Origin of the sequence: Okeania sp. SIO3I5, from assembly GCF_010672085.1 — a bacterium.
Taxonomy (GTDB): Bacteria; Cyanobacteriota; Cyanobacteriia; order Cyanobacteriales; family Microcoleaceae; genus Trichodesmium.
In genome coordinates this window covers 2,347-12,949 of sequence record NZ_JAAHHT010000094.1, presented here as the reverse complement: position 1 = coordinate 12,949, position 10,603 = coordinate 2,347, and the positions used below count along the sequence as shown (strand labels likewise).

The 10,603-nt window shown below is 31.9% G+C and carries 7 protein-coding genes; all 7 read right to left on the bottom strand.

Annotated features, from left to right (window positions below; all coding sequences use genetic code 11):
• Positions 1-604 precede the first annotated feature (604 nt).
• Positions 605-1,150, bottom strand: coding sequence for a hypothetical protein (locus F6K40_RS20525; protein WP_293138961.1), 546 nt, complete (start codon positions 1,148-1,150; stop codon positions 605-607).
• Between the two features lie 257 nt (positions 1,151-1,407).
• Positions 1,408-2,142, bottom strand: coding sequence for a DUF429 domain-containing protein (locus F6K40_RS20520; protein WP_365672183.1), 735 nt, complete (start codon positions 2,140-2,142; stop codon positions 1,408-1,410).
• A 655-nt stretch (positions 2,143-2,797) separates the two neighbouring features.
• Positions 2,798-4,108 (bottom strand): guanitoxin biosynthesis MATE family efflux transporter GntT, encoded by a 1,311-nt coding sequence (gene gntT / locus F6K40_RS20515; RefSeq protein WP_293138960.1) that lies wholly within the window; start codon positions 4,106-4,108, stop codon positions 2,798-2,800.
• Positions 4,109-4,588: 480 nt separating this feature from the next.
• Positions 4,589-5,281, bottom strand: a complete 693-nt coding sequence (locus tag F6K40_RS20510) for a hypothetical protein (RefSeq protein ID WP_293138959.1) — start codon at positions 5,279-5,281, stop codon at positions 4,589-4,591.
• Between the two features lie 540 nt (positions 5,282-5,821).
• Complete coding sequence (locus F6K40_RS20505) at positions 5,822-6,826, bottom strand: serine/threonine protein kinase (protein WP_293138958.1); 1,005 nt, start codon at positions 6,824-6,826, stop codon at positions 5,822-5,824.
• A 434-nt stretch (positions 6,827-7,260) separates the two neighbouring features.
• The gene (locus F6K40_RS20500; RefSeq protein WP_293138957.1) at positions 7,261-8,904 is read right to left on the bottom strand and encodes a serine/threonine protein kinase; all 1,644 of its coding nucleotides are present in this window, start codon (positions 8,902-8,904) and stop codon (positions 7,261-7,263) included.
• Positions 8,905-8,977: 73 nt separating this feature from the next.
• On the bottom strand, positions 8,978-10,603 hold a 1,626-nt coding region (locus F6K40_RS20495; protein WP_293138956.1), incomplete at its 5' end, for a serine/threonine protein kinase.

The following is a 10,603-nucleotide window of genomic DNA, read 5'->3' as shown; positions in this document are numbered from 1 at the left end:
GTTACCTAAGACAGCAAAATTAATCGAACAGTGGAAAAAATTATTACCAGCGATCGCTAGTTTCTTTGGATTTGAAAATTAGGATATATGAGTAAATCTTCAGATGACGAAAAGACAAGTAAATTGGCGATGAATTAAAACTTATCCCCTGACTTTGATACATCAGAAAATTCCGAGAAAAAATTTATCATCCGTAGGTTGGGTTGACAAAGGAAACCCAACAAAAATTGAGGCATATCTCAATCTTTTTTCCCCTTCTTTTTGCCATATTTGTTGGGTTCGCTGTCGCTTAACCCAACCTACGATATTTTCGACAAATTATTCATTATTCATTATTCACTATTAATTATTCATGTTACCTAAGACAGCAAAATTAATCGAACAGTGGAAAAAATTATTACCAGCGATCGCTAGTTTCTTTGGATTTGAAAATTAGGATATATGAGTAAATCTTCAGATGACGAAAAGAAAAATAAATTGGCGATGAATTAAAACTTATCCCCTGACTTTGATACATCAGAAAATTCCGATTGGGTTGCGCTGTCGCTTAACCCAACCTACTATATTCTCGACGAATTATTCATTATCCATTATTAATTATCTCTTACTCTATTTCTTTGTTTCCAAGTTCAAAGCCATTTTCTTTAATATAAACATAAGGAATAGTTGTAGTCTTAAAGTCAACTATATTGGCTGAATTTTCTACCCACTGACAATAAAGTGGATTTAATTCTTGATAAATTTGTTTGAGAGTTTGTATTTCAGCTTCGAGTTGATCAGCTTTTTCATTAACTTTTTTCACTTGTTCCTGCAAAAGTTTTCCCCCCTCGTAAACTTGCTGTTGTAATTCCAACCATTCCAGTCGAGATTTTTTTGGTTGTAGGGTAGTTTTTTTCTGATTAAGTTGCGCCTCTAATACTTTCAGATATTGATTAATTTCTTGAATTTCCGCTTGCCACTTTGCAGTTTCTTCGGCATTTTTTTTACGAAACTCCGCTAGTGCTTCAGGAGTATTATCTTTGGGAAAACTAACATTTATTTGGAAAGAGGAACGTTTTTGATGAAGTTCATCTACTTCTGTTTGTAAAGTATCTACTTCTGTTTGTAAGGTTTCTACTTCTAATTTTAATTCAGCTAAATTTTCTTTCATAACTTCAGTAGGATTTAATCTATAGCAATCGTCATTTCAGTTATCAGTTATCAGTTATCAGTACCTTCGACTAAAGTATTGGGATTTAAATACTGAATTAAATATTTTTTTCATCCCCTTAAAAAGGGAGACTTTAGACCTAATTTTTTGGTAAATAATCTGTGAAAAAAACTTTAGGGGTTTGGTCTCCAAACCCAAATTCCAATGGGATTTGAAAACCAAACCCCTAGGATAAAATATTATAACATAAGCGCAAATTACGATAGTCGATTAGGGATTACTATATATCCAGTGGTTTGATCTCCTAAAACCAAATTTTTTGTTTCACCCCAATACCACCAATATGCACCAATATAAGCACAAATTAAACTATCTAATTTATCTTCTGTAGTTTTCAGGGTAGCCATACTATTAATTTTTTCCATATCTATAAAATTCTCGGAAATTACTAGAGCAGGTTCTAGGGTTGGTAAGATATTGATAATGTATTGGTGCAGTTTTAAAAGTTCTGATTTACGATCAGCTAATCTGCCTTTTTTATATTTCAAAATTTTTTCTAACTGAAGCAAATTAACTATAGCTGGATGGGGGAAAACTTCTATTTGAAAACGTCCTAGTTTTTGAGTTTCAATTGTTGGTGCATGAATAAATTCTCTTGTTTCCAAACTAATGCCAAATTTGACTGTTCTATCAGCAAAAGGGCGATTAAGATTTGCTGGATAACATCCTGCATGATAACGACCAAAATATTTATGAGTCAGTTTATCTGGAAGTCTAGTTCCTGTTTGATTGGGAATTATTGTTGGAGCATCTACAGCAATTAGAGCTGGAGTTGATAGGGGAGTTAAATTATCAATCCAATTGAGAATATATTCAATTTCTAGTATGCAGTCTAAGTCTAATATTTTTAACTTTTTGTCTGAGTATTCTAGACAGCACAAACCACTTTTGCCAGAACGCCAACCCAGGTCAATTCCAATAAATTTCATCATAGTTAGGGAGTAGGGAGTAAGAAGTAGGGTGAGACTAATTTAAACGGGAAGCTTTCAAACTGATTTTCTGGTAATTTATGGAATAATTTGAGTTATTTAGGAGTAACAAAAAGTTTTTCATTATTGTCATAGTTAGGGAGTAGGGTGAGACTGATTTAAAGGGGAAGTTTTCAAACTAATTTTCTGGAAATTGCTGGAAGAATTCGAGTTATTTAGGAGTAACAAAAAGTTTTTCATTATTGTCATAGTTAGGGAGTAAGAAGTAGGAAGTAGAGAGTAGGGTGAGACTGATTTAAAGAGGAAGCTTTTAACCTGATTTTCTGGAAATTGATGGAATAATTTGAGTTATTTAGGAGTAACAAAAGTTTTTTCATTATTGTCATAGTTAGGAAGTAAGAAGTAGGAAGTAGAGAGTAGGGTGAGACTGATTTAAAGGGGAGGCTTTCAAACTAATTTTCTGGAAATTGCTGGAAGAATTCGAGTTATTTAGGAGTAACAAAAAGTTTTTCATTATTGTCATAGTTAGGGAGTAAGAAGTAGGAAGTAGAGAGTAGGGTGAGACTGATTTAAAACTGATTTAAAGAGGAAGCTTTTAACCTGATTTTCTGGAAATTGATGGAATAATTCAAGTTATTTAGGAGTAACAAAAGTTTTTTTATTTCAGGGAGAAAATTTTTCTAGGAATTGCCTTACCTAAAGTAATCGCCCTAGTCGCCATAAACATTGCTAAAGCTAACCATAATACATGATTACTTTTTAACAACCAACCCAACATAGCAAAGGGTAAAAATCCTACCAAACTAGCAACTAAAGTATAATTTCTCAATAAATTTCCTTCAGTTAAACCGAGAAAATAACCATCTAACATATAAGCCATGCCCCCAAATCCCAAGACAGGTATTAACCATAAAACATAACTACTGATATTATTAATAACTTCAGCATGATTAGTCAACAAACTAAATAAAGGAGCCGGGAATAAACAGAAGATTAAAGCAAAAATTAACCCGATACTCACACTAATTATTCCTGATAATTTTACCAATACCCTTAACTCTTGTTGATTTCCCTCACCATAACTTTTACCTGCTAAACTTTCTGTGGCAAAAGCTAAACCGTCAATAAAATAAGCGGCTAATGTCACTACTTGTAATAACAGAGTATTAGTTGCTAAAACTAAAGTATTTATGTATGAACTTAAATTAGTAAATATAGCAAAAGTAGAAATTAAAGCCAAAGTGCGAATCAGAATATCTCGATTGAGAATAAAAGTTTCTCTAATTACTTGAGGTTGCCAAATATCTTTGATTAACGGAGGAATTTCTGCCAAAGAGATTAACTTAAAAATACAAATTATCCCTACGACTAAAGTAATATATTGACTTATTGCTGTAGCAGTACCAGCACCGCTACTTTCCCATCCCCAACGGACGATAAAAATATAGTCTAAGATAATATTTGTGCCTTTATTAACTACTGATAATAGTAAAACTTTTCCTCCTTGTTCGAGTCCTAAAAACCAACCTATTAATACGAAGTTTAATAAGGTAGCAGGGGCACCCCAAATTAAACTTTCATAGTAACTAATACCACTAGCTTTTACTTCTGGAGTTGCACTAAGTAAACTAAAACCAATTTCTCGCAAAGGATATTTGAAAATTAGAATTATTATGGCAATAGCTAAAGCAATTAAACAATTTCGTAGACAAATTTGCTTGACTTCGCGATTGTTTTCACTTCCTCTAGCTTGAGCAGTTGTACCAGTCGTACTCATGCGTAAAAAGCCAAAAGTCCAGTAAATATAGTTAAACAAAACTGTGGCTAGGGAAACTCCTGCTAAGTGACGAATTTCATCTAAATAACCTAGAAAAGCTAAGTCTACTAGACTCGCTAAAGGCACCATTAAATTAGATAAAATGTTGATTAAAGCTAATCTCAGAAAGTCATTATGAATAACTAATTTCATATTTAAAAAAATGTTATGAATAAAAAAGGCAATTGAAAGACTTTAAATGAAATTTCTCTTTGAATCAAAAGAAAAACTCCGCGGTTATAAATGGTATTTAAGCTATTCATTAACTTCTGATTCTTGTACCTTTTCAATCTAATGGCTCCCCTATCTGACTCCTAGAAACAGCATAATTACTTGTAACAAATATCGATCGATAATGTCATAATATTTAGCTGATGTAAATAGTATCAGAGACTGTTTGTAAAATAAGTATTAAGAGATTTGTTGAGTAACTAAAATCTGAAAGTGGTAGTAATTCAAGGGATTGAAATCTGTGAGACACAGAGGTGTTCGGTACATATATTCCTAGATTTTTAAGTGACAAATAGTTCTCTTGATTTCTTCCTGCTTATTCTCTTTTCCCTGTTCCCAGTTCCCAGTTAAGTGTTCCCTATCTCCTTTTTATATTTTCTTTGCAAACAATCTCTTAGATAGTTAATAATCATCAAAAAAATAACTAAAACGACCAGAGTAATAAGATATTTTTTGACGTACGGGAAGATTGAGTACGGATGATTTTTTATCAGTTTTCTTTTTGACTTTTTTTACAAAAGATTTCAGAGAACGGGGCGACCAACATTTTTTATTAAATGCTACAATTAATTTCTCAATATTAGAGTCGTATGCAAAAAATGAGTCAGTTTGATACGTCGAAGGTGAACAAAATTTAGAGTTTTTTTGAAAATAGTCTAATCCCTTGCAAATCAAATAAGCTACAACTGTACAACAATTATTTTTGAGACAATGATATTGAGTTTTTTCTTCTGATAAATCATTCTGTAAATACTTTTGATAAAACTCTCTGATCCGAGATTCATTTAAACCATAAATAACAATTCGATCATCAGGTTTACGATTCCTGCGAGCGCAATCTTTTTTAAAGGAAATCGGTTTTTCTCTAGGAATAAAACTATCGACTATGATAGATTGCAAAGAAGCATATTTATTAGGGTTCGGTAAAAAAGCTATAGAGTTTTCAATTTTAGGATGATGACTTATATAAATTTCATCTGTAGGGTTTTTGTCATTAATAATATGCATAGAAACGTGACCTACATTTAACCCGTATATAACATTATATGCAGTATATCCAAATGTACCTTTCCAAAAATTAATTATCACTGCCATTTCAGTTATCAATTATTAGTTATCAGTTATCAGTACCTCAGTTGATTTTTGTTCATCCTCTTAAAAGAGGAAGTTTAAGAGGTTATTTTTAGCTCAGGAAATTGTATTACTATTCCCTATAATTCATTTAAAATTAGGTACTGATTAAATATAGCTCAAATTCTACATCTTTTCAAGATAATTTTGTTGACTACTGATAATAGAGTTGATAAATTTTTCAAAGCCATTACTCTAAGAATTTTGTTGATAAATAATTGTTCAACGTCTAGAAAATCAAAGTCTACCTACCGAAAAATTTTGCTTTAAAGCCTCCCCTTGGATAGGGGATAATAAATAAAAATTTTCATTATTAGTCAATCCTCTCCTTGAAAAGAAGAGGTAATTATTAATTATTCATTATTAATTATTAATTGTTAAAAGGATTTTTTTGAAATGGTGAATTACAGTTTCTCTGAGAATATTTCCCTGGTGAAGTAAACACCGACGCGGGCAGGATACCCGCACTGGGAACATTCAATATCAACTAAAAAACTACTGTAACTATTTTCGACGATTGAGGCATTTTCTTTTGTTTTGAACTGGAGATAAATCTTCTACTTTCGTAAATTCAATAGTTTGATTTAGTGGCATATTATAAACTCTGAACATAGTAAAACCGGCACTACCAATTGCCAGAAATCCCAGAATGCTAATTAATACTATTTGAGTCAATTTTTTTGTTCGAGAAGGGGCTAATACTTCTAAGGGAATTAAAGCATCAAGAGCTAATTCTGCTGATGAATACCTATCTTTATAATTAGGTTGTACCATTTTTTCTAGCCAGACAATGAGGTCTTGACTGAGGTGCTTTACTTGCTGCTGAAAATTAATTTTTCCTGTCTCATCCATGAGACTGCCTACTTCTGTTGCCGGGGTGTTTGTTAATAAACAAATTAATGTTGCACCGAGACTATATAAGTCTGATGCTGTTGTTAATTCGCGATTAAACATTTGTTCTGGAGGCATAAATCCTAATGTACCTTTGACTACGCTACTAACAGCAACTTCTCCTCCTCCTATCCTGGCAAAACCAAAGTCTACTAAGCTAATGTTCATCTGGTTATCTATTAGAATGTTTTCTGGTTTTAGGTCTCTATGAATGACAGGTGGAATTTGGTCTTGGAGGTATTTAAGAATTTCTAGAACTGAAATTGCTATTTGTTTAATTTGTTGGGGTTGCCATTTTTCAGAGGTTGCTAAACTTGCTAAAGAAGTAGCGTTTTTATATTCTTGTACCATGCAAAAACCTGACGGTGTTTGGAAGGAATCTAAGTAGTGGGGAATACTAGGATGATCGAGTGTTTTTAATACTTGAACTTCTCTTTCATAAGCTTGATATTCTGACCAATGGGCTCCGGTTTTAGCAAATTGAAATTGTTTAACTACTACTGTTTTTTGAGTGTTAATTTCTGTGGCAAGATAGGTTACTCTTCCACCTGCACGGTTGTGTCCGAGTTCTTTGATTATTTGATAGCCGTAATTGGAAAAATTGGGGTAATTGTTCATTGTAATTAGTAGGTTTATATAGATAATTAATAATTAACAATTAATAATTAATCTATTCGGTTTAAAGCCTCTCTTTTAATAGAGCTGCTCGCTACTCTTGCCGAGACTAAAATTATCCTATAAATAATAGGAATAAATTAAATTCTGAAATCTAATTCCAGAATACTATATTTTGATTATGGTTTAATTAAGTTTGGCTCTGCTTTTCTGTATTTAGAAAATATTTTAGCCGATTGAAATAATAAGTAAATTAAGGGTATTAGAGTAGCAGCAAGAGAGGCGATAAATCCTCCTGCTGAGACTAAAATTTATCCTAAATTATTTTATAGCCTTGATCAGAAAATTTGTGGTAATTATTCAGAGGTTTTTGGTAGATTTTAAGGAACACAAAGTCGCTAAATTATTGGATATTTTTCCTAATACTTGCATTGTGGTTATGGTTGAATTAAATTTGGCTCTGCTTTTCTGTATTTAAAAAATATTTTGATAGGTTTGGATACTAAGTAAATTAGGGGGATTAGAGTAGCAAACATAGAGACGATCGCTATTCCTAGTGAGACTAAAATCTGTCCTAAAGTAAAGCAGTGTAGTTGTAGTAGAACTTCAAGAAAATTTTTTAAAGTTACACCTAAGCTCAAGTAAAATCCTATTGTTAAAAGAAATATAAGTTTTTTTTCCTGTTCAGAAAATAATAGATTTTTTATGAAAATTTTACCAGTAGTTGTTACGCTGTGCTCCCAGAAAGCATCTAATGGTATAGATATTACTACCCATATCATAGATATTAGTGCCCAAAAAATAGACATTAATGACAACCCAAAAAGAGGATTGAATGGAAATAAATTATAACCAAAAAATACAAAAGTTCCCATCAGTACAAATTCACCTAAAAAGAACATGAAAATGGAGATATATTTTAATTTAGGCACACTACCAGTTTTCACCTTAACATTTATAGTTTCAATTTCTGATGTTGAATTACTGTGTAAAAATATCTTCCTTTTATGAATTTCATTTTCTACTAACTTACTGGTATCTAGTGTGATTTTACACTCTACATTATTGCCTTCAAATTTCTGAGATGAAAATGAAATCCAACTATGTTCATAAGGAGTGTGAGGAGGATCGTTAACATGGGGAGCAACTTCCAATCTACCGAATAAAATTGTTTCTGGAATTGGATTACTAACTATTATTATTTCTGTTAATTTTTCTCCCCATTTATCGCTAGCAAATTCCAGATTTGTTCGACTAATTCTGACTTTAGGTAAACGATTGATATTTAAAACTAGAAGATCGATTAAAGCTGCCTCAGCATTTTCATATCTATCAGTATATTTTGGTTCTGTTATCTTTTCCAACCAATTAATCCAACCCCTTTCTAATGGTGGTACTAAATGACGAAAAATAATCCGATAATTAGCATCTATTAAATTACCAATATCTGCGGATTTTATCCCTGTTAATAAACAAATTAATGTCGCACCAAGACTATATAAATCTGATGCTGTTGTTAATTTACGATTAAACATTTGTTCGGGAGACATAAATCCCATCGTACCTTTAACAACACTACTTGCTGCTATTTCTCCGCCTCCCATTCTGGCAAAACCAAAGTCTACTAAATAAACTTTTAACTCCTCGTCAATTAAAATATTTTCCGGTTTAATATCTCGATGAATAACAGGTTGTGGTTGATTTTGGAGATAGATTAAAATTTCTAAAATCGAAATAGCAATCTGTTTAATTTCTTGGGGTTGCCACTGACGAGAAATTACAGCAGATTCTGCATCAATATATTCTTGAATCATGCAGAAACCATCGGCAGTTTGAAAAGAATCTAAGTATTGAGGAATCCCTGGATGATTGAGACTTTTTAAAACTGCAATTTCTTGTTCGTAAGCATCATATTCTGCCCAAGTTGCTCCTAATTTAGCAAATTGAAATTGTTTGATAACTACGTTTTTTTGAGTATGGATATTTTCAGCTAAATAAGTGACTCGCCCACCAATATTATTGTGTCCGAATTCTCTAATTATTTGATAGCCTTGGTCAGAAAAGTTGGGGTAATTATTCATGGGTTTTTAGTAGATTTTAAAGAACACGAAACAGTGAAATTATTGGAGATTTTTCCTAATACTTACATAGTGGTTATGGTTTAATTAAGTTTGGCTCTGCTTTTGTGTATTTAGAAAATATTTTTACAGGTTTGAATAATAAGTAAATTAGGGTAATTAGAGTCACAGAAAGACAAGCGATCGCTACTATTGCTGAGAATAAAATTTCTCCTAAAGTAAAGCAGTGTGTTTGATAAATGACTTCAGAAAAAAGCTTAAAAGTTATAATTAAGCTAAGGTCTAGTCCTATTGTTAAAAGAGCTATAAGTCTTTTTTTTGCTTCGGATAACAATTGATCTATCTTATCTTTAGGTATTTCAGTTTTTTTTATGAATGAATCTATTTTTGAGACAAAATAAACACAAGAAAGAAATACAACAAAGGGCGAAAGACCCCCAATTACTAAAATCATTAGTATAGTAAAAACATCAGAAACTCTTATGACTTGAGGAATTTTTTCGTTTCTGACATTAAATGGGAAACCATAAACAAGTACTGCTATAAAAATTATTACTACCGAAGGAATTAATTTTACTGTATTGATTTGCAATAAATTAAAACCGTAAAATATAAACATTGCCACGAGAAAGCAACTAAAAAAGAACATCAAAACGGAGCCAGCTTTTAATTTAGGCACACTAGCAGTTTTCACTTGAATATTTATCTTCAGGGTTTCTGATGCTGAATTATTATGTAAAATTATCTCCCTTTTATGAGTTTCATTTTCTACTAACTTACTGGTATCTAGTGTGATTTTACACTCTACATTATTGCCTTCAAATTTCTGAGATGAAAATGAAATCCAACTATGTTCATAAGGAGTATGAGGAGGGTCATTAACATGGGGAATAACTTCCAATCTACCAAATAAAGTTGTTTCTGGAATTGGATTACTAACTATTATTATTTCTGTTAATTTTTCTCCCCATTTATCGCTAGTAAATTCCAGATTTGTTTGACTAATTCTGACTTTAGGTAAACGATTTACATCTAAAGGTTGAAGAACAGCTAAAGCCTCCTCAGCATTTTCATATCTATCAGTATATTTTGGTTCTGTTATCTTTTCCAACCAATTAATCCAACCCCTTTCTAATGGTGGTACTAAATGACGAAAAATAATCCGATAATTAGCATCTATTAAATTACCAATATCTGCGGATTTTATCCCTGTTAATAAACAAATTAATGTCGCACCAAGACTATATAAATCTGATGCTGTTGTTAATTTACGATTAAACATTTGTTCGGGAGACATAAATCCCATCGTACCTTTAACAACACTACTTGCTGCTATTTCTCCGCCTCCCATTCTGGCAAAACCAAAGTCTACTAAATAAACTTTTAACTCCTCGTCAATTAAAATATTTTCCGGTTTAATATCTCGATGAATAACAGGTTGTGGTTGATTTTGGAGATAGATTAAAATTTCTAAAATCGAAATAGCAATCTGTTTAATTTCTTGGGGTTGCCACTGACGAGAAATTACAGCAGATTCTGCATCAATATATTCTTGAATCATGCAGAAACCATCGGCAGTTTGAAAAGAATCTAAGTATTGAGGAATCCCTGGATGATTGAGACTTTTTAAAACTGCAATTTCTTGTTCGTAAGCATCATATTCTGCCCAAGTTGCTCCTAATTTAGCAAATTGAAATTGTTT